An 18,523-nucleotide genomic window follows, 5' to 3' on the forward strand; every position below is an offset into this window, starting at 1 on the left:
CTTTTTTGTCGTTTGGTTTGTTGTGTGCGACAGCTAACGGTGTTCTTTTTAATCCGATTGTCGATGAAGAAATTTTTAATAAAGACGACAAGTCAATGTTTTTTGCTTTTATAGCAAAAAACATTGACTTGTCGTCTTTCCTCTTATATATTGTTTGCGAAGACGGCGTTACGCCGTAGCGTTCTTTGACAATCAGAGACTGAATACTCCTTGTACTTGGTGGTTAGCCTACTCATCTCCCTTCGGGGAGCTATTGGTCGGCATCTGTCGGCTCCCACTTCTTTGATGAAGCGGGCGGAAGGAGTGCGCATGACGACGCCCACGACACGGGCGACGCCGACGCAACGCACTGTAATATCGTATATGCGAAGCAGCTCACTCCGTTTTTTTGCGTTAATGCACTTTGGCACAACAGGTCGAAGTGGGAAAGAACCTCTTCGGCTAATCGCATGCAAGGAGCTACATTGGGTGCTCCTTGCATGCGTTGTTGTGTAACCATTAACGCATGAGGAGGATACCACCATGCGCATTACAGAAATGGAATTCCGGATGAGAATTCTGAAAAACGCCTTTATGCTGAAGCTGCGCCGCGTAACTGTCTCTGATTCCCACGTATCCTTTCCATGGCTGCCGCTACTGTGGAAGATTGCTTTGGGGCTTCCAGGGTATATTTGGAAGCAAATTATCAGCAATGAAAAGTAGCAGTGATAGTAGTCAGGGGGATGTAGACCCAAGTGCCCAAGAAACAACCCTGACCAAATGGGGTATATATATGTCTTCAATCGGTAATATTCTCAAACTTATCAGGGCGCATCGGGCCATCTCCCAAGGGCAGATGGCTGAACGCCTTGGGGTTACTCAAAATTTTTTATCCCAGGTAGAACACGGCAAGAAGGCCGTAAGCGTCACAAAAGTTGACGAATTTGCACGGAAGTTAGGTATTTCAAAAGAAATTCTGCTCATTGCCGGGTGTGATGTCCCCAACGAAATGACAGACAAAGATAAACAACTTTTCCTGAATATGAAGAAGTCGGCCATGCAGATTATTCTGCTTGATCAGAATCATGCTTAATATATGGAAAAAACAACATTTAGCCCTACGGCTCAATATCTCTCTTGACACTTTAGAGATGGTCGCTGGTGATATTGACTCTTACTGTACAATTAAGTCAAAAACCACAAAGAAAGGTAAAATTCGTGATGTTGCTCAAACGAATTCCTTGTTAAAATTTATCCAGCGCAGCATCTTGGATAACCTCCTCACTTCGATTCCTATAAGTCTAGACGCGCACGGTGCGGTGCCCGGCCACTCCTCCAAAACAAACGCCGCAGTTCATGCCGGTAATAAGTGTGTATTCGGCATTGATCTTAAATCCTGTTTTCCCAAAATCCATTCCTCGCGTGTTCGCAAGCTATTTGAAGAAAATTTGCGATGTAGTCCGGCAGTTGCCAGCCTGATAACCCGGCTGACGACGTTTGATTATCATCTGACACAAGGATTCTCCACTAGCGCTGCCTTGTTGAACATGATGTGCTTGCCACTGGATGCAAAAATAAAAGAATTCGTTGTCCCTAAAAGGTTGGTATACTCTCGCTATATTGACGATATTACTATTTCTGGCGATTTTATTACTGAAAACACGCGAGGCAGAATCCGCGAACTCATTATGGCGGAAGGATTTGTTTTAAACCGCAAGAAAGAATTCTTTTCCAGAGGGAGTTTGCCTGCCATCGTCACCGGATTAAACGTCAATGGAGACAAACCTAAAGTACCCCGGAGCTATAAGCGAAACCTGTGGGCAGCCAAACATAATGTGAGAAGGCAACCCATGCTAAGCACGGCTTCTTTTGAAAAAAGTATGCGCTCCATAAAAGGAAAAGAACAGTACATCAGGTATATTGAAAATGAAGAATGATTCACTAACCATAGTCCCTGAAAAACTCACAGATCATGTGATGAATTTTTGTTCAAAAGTATCCCCCAGGCAGACACCATGTTATGTCCCTGTATTACCCGAGACATACTGTAGGATGGGGTATTGTTTTGAAAATGTTGCGGCAAAAATAGCTAAGGATGGAGGTTCAATCGAGTATGGATGGCAAATATGGATGTGGCCGGGATTTTTCATTGAAGCTGAATTTCATGCGGTATGGAAAAATCCAACTGGTAAGTATGTTGACATAACTCCTAAAGACGTTGCACACCCTAACATCCTTTTTGTTCCAGATGGCAAAAAGAAGTATAATGGTTATCAAATTGATAATATTAGGCATAATCTTTCTAAAAACCAGCTCGTAGATTTATTTATAGACGTAACAGAATGCTTGTTTAGCGTTCAAAATTTCGTGAAAAAGCCATACGAAAATGTTGTGACTCTTCGCGGTGAAGACGCGGAGCTGTTCAAATATTTAAGCTTTTGGAGATATACACTGCAAGAAATGCTGAAGAAAATTGTTAGCCGCAATGCACCATGTCCTTGTGGGTCTGGAATTAAATTTAAAAACTGTTGTTGTAAAGAACTCCTGAAAACAATTGAGATACTCAAAAAACATCGCTAGCAGCTCTACCTGATCAACTGTCCAGCCAGAGCAGAAAACTCTCCCCCACGGGCCGCGACGAAGGCACGTGTGTCTCTCTCCGCTGAGTCCGATTTATTATGGCAGATTCGCCATAATTAGGAACGACTACGGCGGGGCAGCTATAATAAAATTGGTTTCCTTCCTTTTTCTTTCTTAATTTTTTGCCTTTTGGGTTTTATGCGCGACACCTACGGGCCAACTATGCGACACTTATTTTTGTGGTGCTGGCATATCAGGTGAATAAGTCACCGGCATGGGCAATTGGGGGCAGAAATTTCGATTTTGATGGGGTAGGCAAGGGCAAAAATGGCTCAAAAATCAGAAAACGGCCGCGCGGCCAGACTCACAAGCTCTGTTATGCACGTCTGCCGGGGCTGTAGTCGGCGGGCAATCCGAAGTCTGTGTTGGTTTGCCGTCGGCATTCGTCTGGATCAAGGCCAGCAATCATATATTTCGCGCAAGCCATATTCCAGCGCCGGGTTTCTTCCTGGTGCTTTTCCATATCGGCTTGCGAAAGGCGGGACTTCCATCCAAATGAATTGCGAAGTCCTTTGGTCCCTCGGCGCATGAAGTCGGTCAGTTTGCGTTGGGCTTTTCTGGCCCGGCGTTGGAGCCTCTCTGTGGCTCTGGCACGTTCTCTCTGGAGCATCGGCCCAAGGTTCAGAAATTCAAAAAAAAGCGTGGTCACAACGCGGATAGCCCGAAGGCCCACATAGTCGCCCTGGTCGTTGGTGGCGCGGGGTTGCTTCACCTTCATAAAGCCCGCCTCTTTCAGCAGGGCAATAGCCCGTTCGCACCGGCGCTGGCCGATACCTGAATCTCGGACTATGGTTCGCATGTCAATGTCGATGAAGCCATTTTCAAGCGTAGGCGTACCCAGACAAAGCGAAGCAAGGTCAAGGTGGGACAAGATAGTCTCAATGACTGTCTGACACGCCTCACGCCTTTCTGAGCGTGTTTTTCGGTGTGGGTGGGGTTGGAGCAGCTTGCACTTCTTAGGATGGTAGTACCACGCCTTGGCCCTCTCTGCGGCCAGTGACAGGATACGCGGCAAACCGCCTTTGCCTTTTCGGATAGGTTTGGCTGGGGAAAGCCTGGGGTGCTTTGGGTCATGCCCGCAACGGTTGCCGGTCATATTTCCACCCCGTACGGGGAGAAAACCCGGACATGCTCTAAATACGCTCGAAAAGCGATTCCGCTGTCATGCTCTAAATAGGCTAGAAAAGCCCTTTGGACGCAAAACAGGGGTTTAAGTGCCTTTTTTGCACCTAAACCCCTGTAATTTATGGAGCCAGCTGCGAGAATTGAACTCGCTACCTGCTGATTACGAATCAGCTGCTCTACCAAGTGAGCTAAGCTGGCAAATACCTGTTTTGTAAAACTTTTTTCGTCACTTTTGCAGCGACTTTCTACTTTTAGCCAGTTGACAAGCTGGTCTATTACGAATCAGTCGCTCTACCAACTGAGCCAAGGCGGCAATGGAAATTTACTTCGGTCTCGGACTGTATGGTTGAAATGTCATCAAAAGATGCTCATGACAACCACTAAGTCCCTCAAGCCTCACAGATCAGAACTAACAACGTGCGTTTTAGGGCGCATCAGTGGTTCGACCCATTTCGTGAAGCAGACGACCGGGTTCTATTGCCAAAAAAATATCTGCTTGTCAAGGCAACTTGGTCGTGGTGCTAGGCCTTTTCAATAATCAGGGGAATGGCGTGCAGCTCGCGGCTCACTTCTTCTGTGTGACCCAGCTTCCAGTTAACGCCTTCAGCAGCCCAGCCCAGCTGTTGCGCCACATTACGAGCCACACCCGCCACATTGAGGATGGGATGGCGCTGAAAAACCTGCGGCAGACCATACGTCAGGTTGCAAACAAGGCATTTACCGGGGCGCTGGCGCAGTTCAAAGGCCAGATGCGCAGCTTCAGGAGTTACCTGCCGGCACACAAGGCCGATATCGTAGGCACCTTCTTCCGCACCGCCAAAAAGGGCGTCAAAAAAATCATCCGCACGAGTGGCAGGAAAAATTTCATCCAGAAAAGTCTGATTCAGATTTTGCGAAGTCATGCACTCCCCCATCAGGCTATGAGATACGCTGTCATTAAAATAATGCTACGGCTTGTCTTTAGGATTTGCTTGCCCATGACGGGCCTGCTTTTTTGCCTACTGCAACCAAACCAGCGTGTTTTTATTGCAGCAGTGCGCGTAAATGGCTGTTTTCAATACGCACATCCTGCCGGGGCAGGCGGCTCCATGCAAAGGCTGGCAGAAGTTCACCCGGGTTGATGGCCCGCGACGATACCTCCAGACCAGCCAGCATGCCAAGCAATCCCACAATACGGTTCGGGTCAACTCCCTGTTCCCGCAAATACCGCAGGGACAGGCTGTTGTGGCGCTTGGCCAGGCGCTCTCCTTCTTCGTCAAGAAGCAGGGGCACATGAGCGTAGGAAGGCGCACCATAGCTCAAGAGTTGGAGAAGCGCAATCTGGCGAGGAGTAGAAGGCAGGATGTCTCGCCCGCGGACAACCTGGTTGACTCCCATAAGGGCATCGTCAACAGCGACAGCGAGTTGGTAGGCCACAACGCCGTCTGAGCGGCACAGGGCAAAGTCGCCGCCGCAGTCAGCAAGCGAAAACGTTTGTGGGCCAAGCAGCATGTCGTCAAAAGATATGGGGGATTGCGGGCAACGCAGGCGAATGCTGGCCCGTCTCCCGTTGCGGATCATGTCCTGAATTTGTTCTTCATTCAGGTTGCGGCAGGTGCCAGGGTAGGGCGCGCCTGCGTCATCAATATGCGGAGCCGCAGCCAGTTGGCGTAACTCTTTACGCGTGCAAAAACAGGGGTAGGTCATGCCTGCTTCTTCCAGCTGCTTCAGAGCGCTGGCGTACACTTCTCCACGGTCGCTTTGGGTGTAGGGGCCTGCAGGGCCTCCCACATCCGGGCCGTAGTCCCAATCCAGGCCAAGCCAGCGCAGATCTTCAAGAAGGTGCGTCGCGTACTCTGGCCGGGACCGTTGCGGATCAATGTCTTCAAGGCGCATGACGATCTGGCCGTCTTGCGACCGCGCAGCCAGCCAGGCGAGCAGAAAAGCCCAGGCATTACCCAGATGGATATGGCCGGTCGGGCTTGGTGCAAGCCTGCCGCATGGGCGTGATGATTGACGCATGATTATTGGGGGTGATTTGGCTGGTAGCATGAAAGGCTTTCAGCAACTATGGAATGGTAGAGTCTGTTGCCTGCAGGCACCTTTGATTTGATGCGGCGGCAGGCTGAAATATGGGGTAATAATGGCTGCGTGTTGCATGTCTGGCGGTACAGCCCGGCGCATTAAGGCGGGGTAAGCATACCCCGCCTGCCATTTGTATTCTTTACGAGTTGCCGCCCTTGCCCTTGGGCTGATCTTTTTTGCCCTTGGGGTCGGCCTTGGTTGCTACCTTGTCCGGGGCTGACTTTTTAGTGTCGCTTTTTTTGCTTTCAGCTTTCTGGCTGGAAGGCTTGGAAGACTTGGATGCCTTGTCTTTATCTGCGGAAGCCTTGCTCGAACTGGCCTGCGCGGAAGATTTGCTTGAACCAGACTGGGCCGAGGACTTGTTAGAGCTGGACTGAGCTGAAGTTTTGCCGGATTTTGCAGAGGAGGAAGCCTGCTGCCGATTCGCGGAACTGCTTTTTTTATCGTTGCTGGCAACCTGCACGACTTTGTCTTTTTTCTTGCCTCGGCTGTCATCACGGCTGTCGTCGCGTTTGCTGCCGCATGCGGCAGACTTGCCAGCCTTTTTCTTGTCGCGGGAGAGCTCACGCACCACTCTTTCTTCCGTAAAGTCGTTGAGGCGGCTTTCGGCCTGGGCGACCATAGTTGGGCCGCCGTCAACCTTTACGCGGCGTGCGCCAAGAAAAGTATTTTTGAAGTAGGGATCGTCAAGCGAGTTGACGCGCACGCTTGTCCGTTTGCGGGGGCTGTGGATGAACTTGCCGTCGCCCACATAAATGCCCGTATGATAGCCGCGGCGGGGATGGCGAAAAGCCACGATGTCTCCCGCGCGCATATCCTCAACGTTAGTGATACGCTGACCTATGACGGACTGTTCACGGGCGGTGCGGGGAAGCTGCACGCCAACGCTTTTATACGTCCAGCACACAAAACCCGAACAGTCAAAACCGTCCGGGGTAGTTCCACCACGCACATAGGGGGTGCCGATGGCTGATCTGGCCTTGCGCAGCAGCTGCTGGCCGGATTCTTGCTGATTGGAGTCAAAAGCAGCTTCATATGAGCGGCGAAACCGTTCGGCGTGAATGCTGTTGACGCTGTCTTCTCGCGGGCTATTTTTTGCGGCGCAACCGAAGGCCAGTATGCAGCCCATCATCAACGCGCACAGTTTAAGACATTTTCCCATCAGCGCTCCACAAATGTTGTGCCTGCCGCAGGTGCGGCGGCTGGTCGGTCAGAATGCGGGCATGCCCGGCGTAAACTGTAGGGTTCGCGGCCCTTTTCTATGTCTGGCCCGATCCCGCAAGACCGGAGCATTTGTGCTATGGCGCTTAGGCCTTGATATCCAGCAGGGTGCCAAGCATGGCGTCACCTGTGCGAACAACCGCTGCATTGGCCTTGTACGCGTGCTGGCTGGTGATCATAGATACCATTTCACGGCCCAGGTCAGTGCCGCTGGGGTTAGTGGCCTCAAGCGGCAGACCCGACGTTACGTCGTACACCGCTTGAGCGGCACTGAAAGGAGTGCTGCCAGCATTGGGGGCACCATTACCCTGAAGCACTGCGTCAAGGCGCACACCCTGGCCTGCAGGACCTGTGGCATAGACCGCACGTTGAGGCTCAAAGCCAGCGGTGCTGACATTGGCCACATTATGAGCGGTCACAGCCATACCCCACGAATGGGTGTTCATGGCCGACGCGCCCAATTGCATGCTGGTGCTGATACTGCTCATCACTTGTACCTTACGGCAGAATTAGCACAACCATCAGATGATTGCAAAAAACTTTTTTGCCGTGCAGCGCCAAGGGGCAGTCTGTTTATTAGCTGCTGATCTGGCGCTCTATCCGCGCGAATGCATTATGATTATGGATAGATTCCATACTTTCAACCTCAACACTGAACCATTCAACCTGGCCATGCTCTGAAAGACGCTGCGCCACGTTGCGCACTACGTCCTCCACAAATGTGGGGTGGGCAAATGCGTGTTCGGTAACGTATTTTTCGTCTTCTCGCTTGAGCAGGGTATACACTGCCGACGAACCCGAGGCTTCAGCTATATCAATGAAGTCTTCAAGCCAGGAAAAAACTTTCATGCGCAGGCTCATGCGCACCATTGCCCGCTGGCTGTGCGCGCCTTCGTCACTGATGGCCTTGGAGCAAGGGCAGACTGTCATGACCGGCACATCAACCTCAAGGCAAAAATGCTGGCCTTCATCGTCCAGCTCTCCAGTAAGGCGGCACTGGTAGCTCACCAGAGCCGGACTGCCCGAAGCCGGGGCATTTTTTTTGATAAAATAGGGAAAACAGAAGCGCGCGTAAGCTCGTCTGGCTTCAAGGCGCTGTTTGATATCCAGCAACAGACGGCGCACCGACTGGTAGCTTATCTCATCATTCCACTGTTCCAGCGCCTCAACAAAACGGCTCATGTGGGTGCCCTTGAATTCAGAGGGCAGGTCCACGCCAAGGTCAACACTGGCCACAGTCTGTTGAGTGCCCTGGGTGCGGTCGCGCACCAGCAGAGGCAGCTTCAGTTCGCGCACGCCAACGCGGTCTATGTTCAGGGCCACCTGCGGGGCATGGCTTTGCACGTCTTCCATTATGCCAGGTCCTCTCCTGTGGTAGTGCCGGTGAAGGTGCCGTGCTTGACGCCACGGCAGGCGATAAGCTTGTCGGCCAAAGCGCGCATCCGGGTGGGCTCTCCTTTGAGCACCAGCACCTCAAGGCAATTGTAGTGGTCAAGATGCACATGCAGGGTGGTGACTATGAGGTCGTGGTCGTCATGCTGGATCTGCATGAGGCGGCGGGAAAGATCGTTTTTGTGATGATCGTAAACCAGCGTGAGCGTGCCCGCGCCGTATGCGTCGCTATTCCATTTTTCTTCCACCAGCGCCTTGCGGATGAGATCTCGTATGGCCTCGGAGCGGTTGGGGTAACTTTTGCGCCGGCAGAGTTCGTCAAAAGGTTCCAGAAGATCTTCGTCCAGTGAAACTCCAAAGCGTGCCAGATTTCCCATAGCAATATCCTGCAACGCCTCCTACAGGAAGCGGGTGCGTGGTTTATGTTGTTGCCGCGTCAGGCGCGGCGAATTTCCCACACCTGAACAGTAACTGGCACAGGTTGGGCGTAAATAGCTTCCACTTTTTGGCTATACACACGTCTGCCTTGCCAGCCGCCGCTTTGCAGGGCGTGCAGAAATGTTTCGTATACAGAGCGTCCCGGTTCGGCTACCCAGGCCGCGCCGTCAGAAGACAGCGCGTGGTTTAAAAAGCGCAGCACCGGGGCCACAAAACGTTTTTCATACATGATGTCACCACCCCACACGCGGTGCATGCTGCCAGCACGCAGGGCAGGATTGCGCCAATCCATAACAGCCCACAGGGGCTGAGGCACTTCATTGATATCAGCATTACGGGCGGCAAAGCGAACGGCTTCTTCTTCATAGTCCATAGCCGTTACGCGCGCGCCAAGCCATTGGCCGACCATGGCCGTGAGGCCCAGCCCGCAACCGATATCAAGACAGGATTGTCCGGCGATTTCATCTTTGCGTTCATGCAGCCATGAGGCCAAAGCCACGCTTGAGGGCCAAAGTTCTGTCCAGTAGGGCAGGCGCTCGTCCTCAAAGTCGCGGGAATCTGCCGTCATGGCCTCCCAGAGTTGTTCAAGATCGGCAGCGCGGCTGAGTTGCCACAGGCGTTCGGCGGCTCGTACGGTAATATGCGGCTGGTAGGCCTGCAAACCCTTGTCTTCGTTTTGCGGATATTCTGATGGCATATGTTTCTCTTGCGAAGAATAGCCTATTGGGCTTGGAGTGTACAGAGCCATTGGCAGAAGGGGGCGGCCTGATGGAGCTACCGATCGACGCCACAAAATGCCTTGCATGCGCGTAGCCTGAACAGCATGCGCAGACAACGGTATGTACTGTTAAATACAGCCCGGCAGTGCGGTTGTTTTGATGGATACATCCGGACCCGCCGTAGTTGGTAGTGTCGTCGCGAGCGATTTTACGGTTATTTCTGCGTCGGATTTCTCCTTGATGTAGCGGGACATGCATTTCGTGACGACACAACCTGTTTTTTTAGTTTCCAGAGAATTGAAATGCATGGCGGTGAACAGGCGGTGTCGCCTGCCGCAATGGGACGTGGAGGGAGTTGATAAAAGCGTTTCGGCTAAATGGCAGCTTTGAAATTGCGGTCAAACTTAAAGCGAATCTGCTCCAGATAAGGGGCTTGAGGTGTGGCGGCGGCGGGTATATAGGAAATGTGGCGGATGTTACATGCCCTTTTCGTACGGCTGCATGGCGGCCGTATCATTTTTTTGTTGTCGCAAGGATAGATCATGCACAAGCACAGCGAGTACCTGAACCGCATACTGTTGAGCCGCGTTTATGACGTGGCGGTGGAGACTCCTCTTGAAGAAGCCAAGACCCTTTCCCGGCGTCTCGGCAACCGAATTTTTTTCAAGCGTGAAGACTTTCAGCCTGTTTTTTCCTTCAAGCTGCGCGGCGCGTATAACAAAATGGCCCGCCTTTCGCCTGAAGACCTGCGGCGCGGTGTTATTGCGGCTTCAGCCGGAAACCATGCCCAAGGCGTGGCCCTGGCCGCGCGCAAGCTTGGTTGTGAGGCCACCATTGTCATGCCCGTGACCACACCAGCCATTAAAGTGGACGCAGTGCGCCGCCTGGGTGGTCAGGTTGTTCTGTCGGGTGAGTCATTTAGCGATGCATGGCAACATACGCTTGATCTTATCAAGGAAAGCGGCTGCATTTATATTCCGCCTTTTGATGACCCAGATGTCATAGCTGGTCAGGGCACCATCGCTATGGAAATTCTTCGTCAGCACCCTGGCGATATTCACGCGGTTTTTGTTCCCATCGGCGGCGGCGGCATGGCGGCTGGCGTTGCGGCTTACATTAAAAATTTGCGCCCTGAAATCCGCGTTATCGGTGTAGAGCCTGTGGATTCTGACGCCATGCGCCGCTCGGTTATGGCCGGGCACCGAGTGGAACTGCAGGATGTGGGCCTGTTTGCCGACGGCGTGGCCGTGAAGCTCGTGGGCGAACACACTTTTGCCCTGTGCCGTGACCTGCTGGACGATATTATCGTTGTGGATACCGACGCCATTTGCGGTGCCATAAAGGATATTTTTGAAGATACACGCCTGGTGGCCGAGCCGGCTGGCGCTCTGGCCCTGGCTGGGCTGCGGGCCTATGCTGCGGATAGCGGCTTACGTGACGCTACCCTGGTGGCCATCATCAGCGGCGCCAACATGAATTTTGACCGCCTGAGCCATGTGGTTGACCGGTCAGAAATTGGCGCACACCGCGAAGCCTTATTGGCCGTGGCCATTCCAGAAGCTGTAGGCAGTTTTCGTGCTTTGTGCGCCTCCTTCGGCAGTCGCAACATTACCGAATTGTGCACGCGTTTTTCCGATCCGGAAAAGGCGCGTGTGCTGGTGGGTATCAAAATCAGCGGGCGCGACGATGTGTCCGAGGTGCTTGCAGAGTTGCGTGGCAAGGGCTTCGAGGCCATTGATCTGACGGATAACGAACTCGTCAAAATGCATCTGCGGCATCTTGTGGGCGGTAATGCGCCTCAGGTTCTGCACGAACGGCTGTTGCGTTTTACCTTTCCGGAACGGCCCGGCGCGTTGCTGGATTTTATGGACGCCATGCGCGTGGACTTCAGCATAACGCTGTTTCAGTATCGGTATCACGGTGCAGATTTTGGCCGTGTGCTGGTGGGTTTTGAGGCTCCTGAAGAAAAGCGCGAAGCCTTTGAAGACTTTTTACATCGGGTTGAACGTATGGGCTACCCCCATGTGGAAGAAACGGAAAATCCCGCGTACAAGATGTTTTTGGGCTGGCATGAAAACTAGGGCCTGTTTCTAGGGGCTGCTTCTATAAGCTTGCTTCTAAAACAGATTAACTACGAAATGTATTACATTTCACAGTTGGCATTCTGCCGAAAACACAATTTTCGGCAGAATCTATGCCGAGTAGCGGCGCGTTGCACTCTTGTGCAATGTTAGAGCAGTTAGGCTTTTTCAAAGTTAACATGCTCTGAGCAATTCTCTTGCCAATTGGCTGTAAAAGCGGTCCTTTTCTTCCTGGTCAGGTATTCTTGCGAATCTGACCTGGAAGAAAAGGATCGTTTTTTTGTTTGCGGGCCAGTTCCGTTACCTGGAAAACCCCTCTTGGATTGACCGTTACAGTTGGACTGCTTGTGTGGCACCGTGAGAAAAATATCAGGCAATGCTTGATATTGCTGGCAGAAATGAAAAAGGCCGTGCGTTTACGACGCACGGCCTTTTGAATGTCTTTGTGGAATCAGTACGAGCAAAGGGCTTAAATCTTACCGGGAGTTTTAATTCAAGCTTGATCCATCTGCTGCAAAAGAACGTCTTGTTTTACTGTCGTCATGTCATGCAGGGGGCGGCGATCAGTAAAAACTGTGCTGGAAAATGCGCGTTAGCGGGCTCCGAAGCCCGGAACATGAAAACGCTTCTCAAGCCAGCGCAAAAAGAAGGTGGCCAGTGTTACCATGCCAAGGTAATAGGCTCCTACTGTGATGAAAACTTCGGTAAAACGAAACGTGTCCGAGGCCACAACCTTGCCCTCGCCCATAAGCTCCATACAGGTCACAAGGTAGGCAAGAGAGCTGTACTTGATGAGGTAGATTATCTCATTGCCGCAACCGGGCAGGGCGCGGCGGGCAGCCTGAGGAACCACTATCCAGGCTACAGTCTGCCATGTGCTGAAGCCCAGAGCTTCAGCGGCGCGTATCTGCCCCTGACGGATAGAGAGCAGGGCTCCCCGCACATATTCACTCTGGTAGGCCGCCGTGCAGAGAGTAAAGCTTGTGAGGGCTGCACCATAAGGCGGAAAGTATATGCCAAGCTTGGGCAGTGCGTAGTAGATCATCATCAATTGCACAACAAGGGGCACGCCGCGCACCACTGCTGTGAAGCCGTCACCAAGGCGGCGCATCCAGCGCGGCCCAAAGGAACGTGCACAGCCTAGAAGCACGCCGCCCACAAAGCCCAGACTGCCCGCAGGGATAATGAGTGCCAGTGAAACGAGCAAGCCTTTGTTGAGGGCAGGAAGAAGCTCGTTGCTGAAAAAGGCCGTGTCCAGCACGCTAGCCCCCCATCTCCAACAGGCGTTGGCAGAAGTCGCGCGTGCGCGTGGTGGAGCCCTCTGCCAGAAGCACGTCGGGCGCTCCCTGTTCAATGAGCTTGCCTTGCTCCATAAATATGATTTCAGTGGCCAGGGCACGGGCAAAGTCCATCTGGTGCGTGGCCATAATCATTGTCATACCGCCGCCAGCAAGGTCGCGAATGACGGCCAGAACTTCGCCCACCAGTTCCGGGTCCAGAGCTGAGGTGGGTTCGTCCAGCAAGATGACCTTGGGGTCCATAGCCAGGGCGCGGGCCATAGCCACTCGCTGCTTCTGGCCGCCGGAAAGCTGGGCAGGGTAGAGCAGGGCACGGCGGGCAAGCCCCACGCGGGCAAGCTCTTCTTGTGCACGGGCTTTGGCGTCTTTGGGATTCATGCCGCGCACCTTGCGCAGAGCAATGGCCACGTTTTCCTCAGCAGTAAGATGGTCAAACAGGTTGAAATCCTGAAAGATCATACCTACCTGCGCGCGAAACGCGCACAAAGCTGGTTTGCTCGTGCGGTCAAGCCTCTGCCCTTCAAGGTAAATGTCGCCCTTATCAGGGGGAATGAGGCAGTTAATGCTCTGAAGCAGGGTGCTTTTGCCAGCACCTGACGGCCCTATGAGCACCTTGAGTTCACCACGGCGTACCGAGAGGCTGCAATTGTTCAGAATGGGCTTGCCGCCCAGCATCTTCGAGATGCCCTCGATGCGCAAAATAGCTTGTTCGTCCACATTCATGGCTTATCCCACGCCCATGCCTTCCGAGCCCATTCCTGAGGAATAGCCCGGCACATGGACCTTTTCTTCCAGCCGGCGCAAAACTTTCAGCACCACCAGAGTCAGCAGAAAATAAATACAGCCCGCCGCTGCGTACAGGGCCAGATGTTCGTGCGTACGCGCGGCCACAAAAGATGTTCTGGCCATGATATCCTGCGTGCCAAGAACGTAGCAAATGGCCGAATCCTTGAGCAGGATCGAAAATTCGTTGGCCCATCCCGGTATGGAAAGACGCATGGCCTGAGGCAAGATAATGGTGCAAATACCGGTGGTTTCGCCCATGCCAAGAGCGCGGGCCGCGTTGAGCTGCCCCTGCGGCAGGCTTTCAATGGCTCCACGGAAAATTTGAGATTGGTAGGCCGTGCTGGTGCAGCCGAGCACAAGGCAGCATACCAAAAAAGGATCTGCCGGAAGGCCCAGGCTGATGAAAAGCCCGTAGCACAGGAAGAGCAGCACAAGAATGGGCACACCGCGGAAAAACCATACATAGAGCGCAACCAAACGGCGCAGCCAAGGACCGCCATACACCTGGGCCACGGCCAAGGGCACGCCGAGCACAAGGCCCATCGCCAGAGAGATGGTCACATTGCCAACTGTGACCAGACTGCCAGACAGCATGGAAGGCAGAGCGTGGTAAACTACAAGAAGTGAATCCATATGCGGGAGTTTGCCGTAGGTTGGGCAGAACAGCGCGGACCGCCGGAAAATCCAGCGATCCGCGCCAGCCAATCAGCGCTATTGCGTTGTTTACTTGTTCAGGTATTTCTTCTGCAGCTCCTGCCAATAAGGATCGGCCATGAGCTTTTTGTAGCCATCATTGATGAGCTTTTGCAGTTCCTTGTCATCCTTGCGCATGGCAACGCCGAATTTGTCGGGTTCGCCGTGGGTGCCAGCCTTTTTCACGCCACGTCCCTTGGAGATGGCGTCATCGGCGGGCAGCTCGTCCATAAGGGCCACTTCAATGCGGCCATTGAGCAGGTCTTCTACCGCAAGAGGAGCGGATTCATAGAAACGCAGTTCAAAGGGATAGCCCTTTTCCTGCTGTTCCTGCTTGATGGCGTTGGCTTCGGAGGTGCCGCGCTGCACGCCGAGCTTGACCTTCTTGGTCAGAACATCCTGCGGGGTCAGCGTGGAGTTGGCGGGGACAAGAAACACGCGTGAAACGGTCCAGTAAGGATCAGAAAATTCAACAACCTTGGCGCGTTCGGGCGTGATGCTCATGCCAGAATCAACCATGTCGATCTGTTTGGCTACAAGGGCAGGAATGATGCCGTCCCACGCCATGGGCTTATGGGTAATTTCAAAGCCCATATTTTTGGCTATCCAGTTGAGGGAGTCTACGTCAAAGCCAGCGGGTTGACCGGTTTTTTCGTCTACATAGGCGAAAGGCGGGTAATTGGGGTCAATGCCGTTCACATAGCTTTTTTTTGCAAAAGCGGGCACGGCAGCCATAACGGCGGCCAGCAGTGCGCAGACAAGAAGTTTTTTCATGCTCAGTTTCCCCCTCGGAATATGGCGGTGGCCGTTGGCGGATGAGCCACGCGGGTGCATGGCGGTAGCCGTCTAAGGATGGACATGCGCTGCGGCAAAACCGCATGAGCGCACAGGCGCGTGCAGGCAGGCACCAGGCTTGCCTCGGCGCGAACTACGGCAAAACAATGGTTTTATCTAACAGAAGCTTTGTCGTGACGCAAGGGCGGCATAGCTGACCGCTTTGTTATTTGCAGCATAACTAAATATGGTATATTTATGCTGCATTATGAGTAACATCCGGCAACGCATGTAGAGATGTTTTACTCGGATATATTTAAAATGCCGTACTGGCTCCAGCCAGGTTTTCAGCCTTCCGCAACGCTTTTTTGGGCATGATGACTATGACGAAGACCTCGTTTTGGGAACAGCTTTCCACGCTGACCGGCATTTCAACGCAAAAGCTTTTGCTCTGCTTTTTTGACCTGCTGGCTCTTCTTGGAACGGCCCTGCTTGTTTTTTTTGTGCGTGCCGCGTTTGGTGGTCTTGATCCGGTGTTGTACCACTGGGTGGTGCCCATGCTTTTTTTGGGGCCTTTTTTTGGGGCCGGGTTGGGGCTTTACCAGACTATCAGTCCCGCGCCGCACCGTGAGCTCAAAGCTCTGTTTCAATTGGTCAGCCTGCTGTACGCCATTATTCTGGCCGTTCTCTTTTTGTCCAAGATGGGGGATGCTTACTCACGCATTGTCATCATGGGCAGTTGGGCTGCAACACTGTTCACCATGCCCTTGGCGCGCTATCTGTGCCGGCGTATTTATTCCCGCAAACGCTGGTGGGGCAAGCCTCTGGTTATTTTTGACCATTGCAGGGAAGGGCGCGAATTGTGGCGGTATCTCAAACGGCACCCTGAAAGAGGCTTGAATCCCACTGCCATTTACGATCTGCCCGATACCCCTGATGAAATGCGACTGCTGTTCATCTCTGTCTCTGCCCGGTATCCCAAGGCAATGGCCCTGCTTCTGCAAAAAGTGGGTCAGGCGCCGGACACGGACGTTACTACAGAAGCTTGCCGCTACTTTAGCAATACCTTGGTAGTGCCTGCATTTGGTGGCGGGTTTCGGGTGCACTGGCTGACGCCGCGTGATCTTGGCAGCGCCGTCGGGCTGCTGGTGCGCCAGAATTTGCGTGACAAGAGAAGGCTTTTCGTCAAGCGCTGTCTTGACCTGTTTTTGTGCCTTATGGGAGCGGTCATTCTGCTGCCTCTCGGCGCTGCCCTGGCTCTCATCATAAAGGCAGACAGTCCTGGCCCGGTTTTTTACCGGCAGAAGCGCGTTGGCCAGCATGGGAGAGAAATTCGCATCTTCAAGTTTCGCACTATGGTGCAGAATGCGGACAGTGTTCTCAAAGAAGTGTTGGCGCGCGACGCTTCTCTGCGTCAGGAATGGGCATGCGACCGGAAGCTCAAGTGTGATCCCCGAATTACCCGTGTGGGGCGTCTGCTGCGCAAACTCAGTCTTGATGAACTGCCCCAGCTTATCAACGTTGTTATGGGCGACATGAGCCTTGTTGGACCGCGCCCCATTGTGCATTCTGAAGAGAAAAAATACGGCGCTGTGTTTGAAGAGTACTGCATGGTCAAGCCCGGCATCACCGGGTTATGGCAAGTTTCCGGGCGCAATAACACCACATATCAGGAACGGGTAAATTTCGACCAGTACTATATCAACAACTGGTCGGTGTGGATGGATTTGTGGATTCTGGGCAAGACTGTCCCCGTGGTCATTCTGGGGTACGGAGCCTATTAGAGCATTTTAACTTTGAAAAAGTTTAACAGCGCTAACGTTGCGTGAGTGCAACTCGTTGTAACACGGCGTGGATTTTGCCGAGATTATATTTTTTAGCAGAATAGCAGCGTTGAACGATCAAGCATTTCAAAGCTGGTCTGCCAGACTCTTCAATCAGCGTATCTGGCAGTGTTTTTCTTAAGCTTGCCCCATAGTCATAGCACGGCAGGCCGTGTCGACCTCGCGAGCAAAGCGGGTTTGAAAGTGGTGCTCTGAAAAATTCTCCGCATGACGGCGAATAAGGGCAGGGTCAAAGCCCATTTCACATTGCTCAAATTCATTAATTGCCGTTGCCAAGGCTTCTGGGGTCTGCTGATCGAAAAACAGCCCCGTTTCGTGATTTCGCACTGTTTCTAATGCGCCGCCCCGCCCATAGGCCAGAACTGGCACACCGCTTGCCGCAGCTTCCAGCGGCACAATACCAAAATCCTCCTCCCCCGGAAAAAGCAAAGCCTTGCTGTTTGCCAGCGCCGCTGCGGCTTGACTGTCCTCCACTCGTCCGAGAAAGCGCACCGTCGGTCCAGCCAAGGCTTTGAGCTTATCCATTTCTTCGCCCTCACCCATGACCACTAGCGGTTTTTCGAGCATGGTGCAGGCCCTGACGGCCAAGTCCACCCGCTTGTAGGCAGTCAGCCGCCCGAAGCAGAGGTAGTGCTCTCCGCCGGGGCTGCTTTTGGGCGTGAAACTGCTGGTATTCACAGGTGGGGGCACGACGGCGGCGTCACGCCGCCAATGTTTGCGGATCCGGCGCGCCACATTGTGTGAATTGGCCACGAAGTGGTCCACTCTAAAAGAGCTGGCCAGATCCCATCGACGAAGAGAAGGCAGGAGCAGGCGCATGCCACAGCGAGTCAAAACGCCAGCTGTGGAGAGATATTCTGCCCAGTTATCCCACAGGTAACGCATGGGGGTGTGGCAATAACAGATGTGCGGGGTATCGGCCCTGGTAATCACGCCCTTGGCCGGGCCAGATTCGCTGGAGATCACCAAGTCGTAGCTCGTGAGATCAAGCTGCTCGAGGGCCAGAGGCATAAGCGGCAGATAGCTCTGGTAGCGTTTCTTGCTGAAGGGCAGTTTATTGATGAATGTCGTGTGGATGGGGTGCTCGGCTATGACCGGAGAAAGCTTGTGCGGGTCAAGAACGTGCGTATAGATATGAGCTTGGGGGTACAAGCGGCATAAAGATTCCAATACTTTTTCGCCCCCGCCCATATTGACGAGCCAGTAATGTACGATGGCTACGCGCACGTTTGTTCCTCCGTATTTATCCATTATCGGAAAGTTGATTCAGTGGATTTTGGGGCAGATTAACTTTGAAAGTGTAGATTATCAAAGTTTAAGGCATGTATGTTACAGTATTTTACTGTGTAAATAGCTGTGCTGTTTTTGCGCCAGACGTTACTGCGCAGGAAGTTGAAAATTGCAACAGCACCTGCAAGAAACAGGTTGCGTCTGTGCTTGCGGGGGCTTCACCCGTTGCTTCGCAGAGC

Annotated in this window: 19 protein-coding genes and 1 tRNA gene; 6 read left to right on the forward strand and 14 right to left on the reverse strand. The window is 52.9% G+C overall.

The window, feature by feature from the left end; all coding sequences use genetic code 11:
• Positions 1-522 precede the first annotated feature (522 nt).
• The 4 genes from HNQ38_RS01245 to HNQ38_RS01260 are packed head-to-tail and all read left to right on the forward strand — an operon-like array spanning position 523 to position 2,559.
• On the forward strand, positions 523-702 hold the full coding sequence (locus tag HNQ38_RS01245; RefSeq protein ID WP_183717470.1) for a hypothetical protein: 180 nt from the start codon (positions 523-525) through the stop codon (positions 700-702).
• The gene (locus HNQ38_RS01250) at positions 692-1,072 is read left to right on the forward strand and encodes a helix-turn-helix domain-containing protein (RefSeq protein ID WP_183717472.1); all 381 of its coding nucleotides are present in this window, start codon (positions 692-694) and stop codon (positions 1,070-1,072) included. Before HNQ38_RS01245 ends, HNQ38_RS01250 begins: the two co-directional genes overlap by 11 nt.
• Positions 1,065-1,916, forward strand: coding sequence for a reverse transcriptase family protein (locus tag HNQ38_RS01255; protein WP_183717474.1), 852 nt, complete (start codon positions 1,065-1,067; stop codon positions 1,914-1,916). Before HNQ38_RS01250 ends, HNQ38_RS01255 begins: the two co-directional genes overlap by 8 nt.
• Positions 1,906-2,559 (forward strand): YecA family protein, encoded by a 654-nt coding sequence (locus HNQ38_RS01260; protein ID WP_183717476.1) that lies wholly within the window; start codon positions 1,906-1,908, stop codon positions 2,557-2,559. Before HNQ38_RS01255 ends, HNQ38_RS01260 begins: the two co-directional genes overlap by 11 nt.
• Positions 2,560-2,935: 376 nt before the next feature.
• Here HNQ38_RS01260 and HNQ38_RS01265 read toward each other — a convergent pair whose 3' ends face one another.
• From HNQ38_RS01265 to HNQ38_RS01305, 9 genes are all read right to left on the reverse strand, one after another.
• A complete protein-coding gene (locus HNQ38_RS01265) occupies positions 2,936-3,490 on the reverse strand; it encodes a hypothetical protein (RefSeq protein ID WP_246387926.1) in 555 nt (184 codons plus the stop codon).
• 376 nt (positions 3,491-3,866) lie between these two features.
• A tRNA-Thr gene (locus HNQ38_RS01270) sits at positions 3,867-3,942 on the reverse strand.
• A 323-nt stretch (positions 3,943-4,265) separates the two neighbouring features.
• Positions 4,266-4,646 (reverse strand): hypothetical protein, encoded by a 381-nt coding sequence (locus HNQ38_RS01275; protein ID WP_183717480.1) that lies wholly within the window; start codon positions 4,644-4,646, stop codon positions 4,266-4,268.
• A gap of 121 nt (positions 4,647-4,767) precedes the next feature.
• Complete coding sequence (gene gluQRS / locus HNQ38_RS01280; protein WP_246387927.1) at positions 4,768-5,745, reverse strand: tRNA glutamyl-Q(34) synthetase GluQRS; 978 nt, start codon at positions 5,743-5,745, stop codon at positions 4,768-4,770.
• Between the two features lie 202 nt (positions 5,746-5,947).
• Positions 5,948-6,970 (reverse strand): C40 family peptidase, encoded by a 1,023-nt coding sequence (locus tag HNQ38_RS01285; protein ID WP_183717484.1) that lies wholly within the window; start codon positions 6,968-6,970, stop codon positions 5,948-5,950.
• Positions 6,971-7,115: 145 nt separating this feature from the next.
• Positions 7,116-7,517 carry a flagellar basal body rod C-terminal domain-containing protein gene (locus HNQ38_RS01290; RefSeq protein ID WP_183717486.1) on the reverse strand — a complete coding sequence of 134 codons (402 nt, stop codon included), beginning with the start codon at positions 7,515-7,517 and terminating at the stop codon, positions 7,116-7,118.
• 88 nt (positions 7,518-7,605) lie between these two features.
• The gene (gene folE2, locus HNQ38_RS01295) at positions 7,606-8,382 is read right to left on the reverse strand and encodes a GTP cyclohydrolase FolE2 (protein WP_183717488.1); all 777 of its coding nucleotides are present in this window, start codon (positions 8,380-8,382) and stop codon (positions 7,606-7,608) included.
• On the reverse strand, positions 8,382-8,798 hold the full coding sequence (nikR, locus tag HNQ38_RS01300) for a nickel-responsive transcriptional regulator NikR (RefSeq protein WP_183717490.1): 417 nt from the start codon (positions 8,796-8,798) through the stop codon (positions 8,382-8,384). The genes folE2 and nikR overlap by 1 nt, the downstream gene beginning before the upstream one ends.
• Before the next feature lie 59 nt (positions 8,799-8,857).
• A complete protein-coding gene (locus HNQ38_RS01305; protein WP_183717492.1) occupies positions 8,858-9,556 on the reverse strand; it encodes a class I SAM-dependent methyltransferase in 699 nt (232 codons plus the stop codon).
• Between the two features lie 564 nt (positions 9,557-10,120).
• On the opposite strand from HNQ38_RS01305, the gene ilvA reads away from it, so the two are divergent.
• A complete protein-coding gene (gene ilvA / locus HNQ38_RS01310) occupies positions 10,121-11,659 on the forward strand; it encodes a threonine ammonia-lyase, biosynthetic (RefSeq protein ID WP_183717494.1) in 1,539 nt (512 codons plus the stop codon).
• Between the two features lie 592 nt (positions 11,660-12,251).
• Here ilvA and HNQ38_RS01315 read toward each other — a convergent pair.
• From HNQ38_RS01315 to HNQ38_RS01330, 4 genes are all read right to left on the reverse strand, one after another.
• Positions 12,252-12,920, reverse strand: coding sequence for an ABC transporter permease subunit (locus HNQ38_RS01315; protein ID WP_183717496.1), 669 nt, complete (start codon positions 12,918-12,920; stop codon positions 12,252-12,254).
• A gap of 1 nt (position 12,921) precedes the next feature.
• Positions 12,922-13,680 (reverse strand): amino acid ABC transporter ATP-binding protein, encoded by a 759-nt coding sequence (locus HNQ38_RS01320; RefSeq protein ID WP_183717498.1) that lies wholly within the window; start codon positions 13,678-13,680, stop codon positions 12,922-12,924.
• A 3-nt stretch (positions 13,681-13,683) separates the two neighbouring features.
• Positions 13,684-14,376, reverse strand: coding sequence for an amino acid ABC transporter permease (locus tag HNQ38_RS01325; protein ID WP_183717500.1), 693 nt, complete (start codon positions 14,374-14,376; stop codon positions 13,684-13,686).
• A 90-nt stretch (positions 14,377-14,466) separates the two neighbouring features.
• Entirely contained in the window at positions 14,467-15,210 is a 744-nt protein-coding gene (locus HNQ38_RS01330) for an ABC transporter substrate-binding protein (protein ID WP_183717502.1), read from the reverse strand.
• A 383-nt stretch (positions 15,211-15,593) separates the two neighbouring features.
• Here HNQ38_RS01330 and wbaP point away from each other — a divergent pair, with 383 nt between their 5' ends.
• Positions 15,594-16,994, forward strand: a complete 1,401-nt coding sequence (gene wbaP / locus HNQ38_RS01335) for an undecaprenyl-phosphate galactose phosphotransferase WbaP (RefSeq protein WP_183717504.1) — start codon at positions 15,594-15,596, stop codon at positions 16,992-16,994.
• A 177-nt stretch (positions 16,995-17,171) separates the two neighbouring features.
• Here the strand turns inward: wbaP and HNQ38_RS01340 are convergent, their stop codons facing one another.
• The gene (locus HNQ38_RS01340) at positions 17,172-18,281 is read right to left on the reverse strand and encodes a glycosyltransferase (protein WP_183717506.1); all 1,110 of its coding nucleotides are present in this window, start codon (positions 18,279-18,281) and stop codon (positions 17,172-17,174) included.
• Between the last annotated feature and the right edge of the window lie 242 nt (positions 18,282-18,523).

The organism is Desulfovibrio intestinalis (assembly GCF_014202345.1).
Taxonomy (GTDB): domain Bacteria; phylum Desulfobacterota; class Desulfovibrionia; order Desulfovibrionales; family Desulfovibrionaceae; genus Desulfovibrio; species Desulfovibrio intestinalis.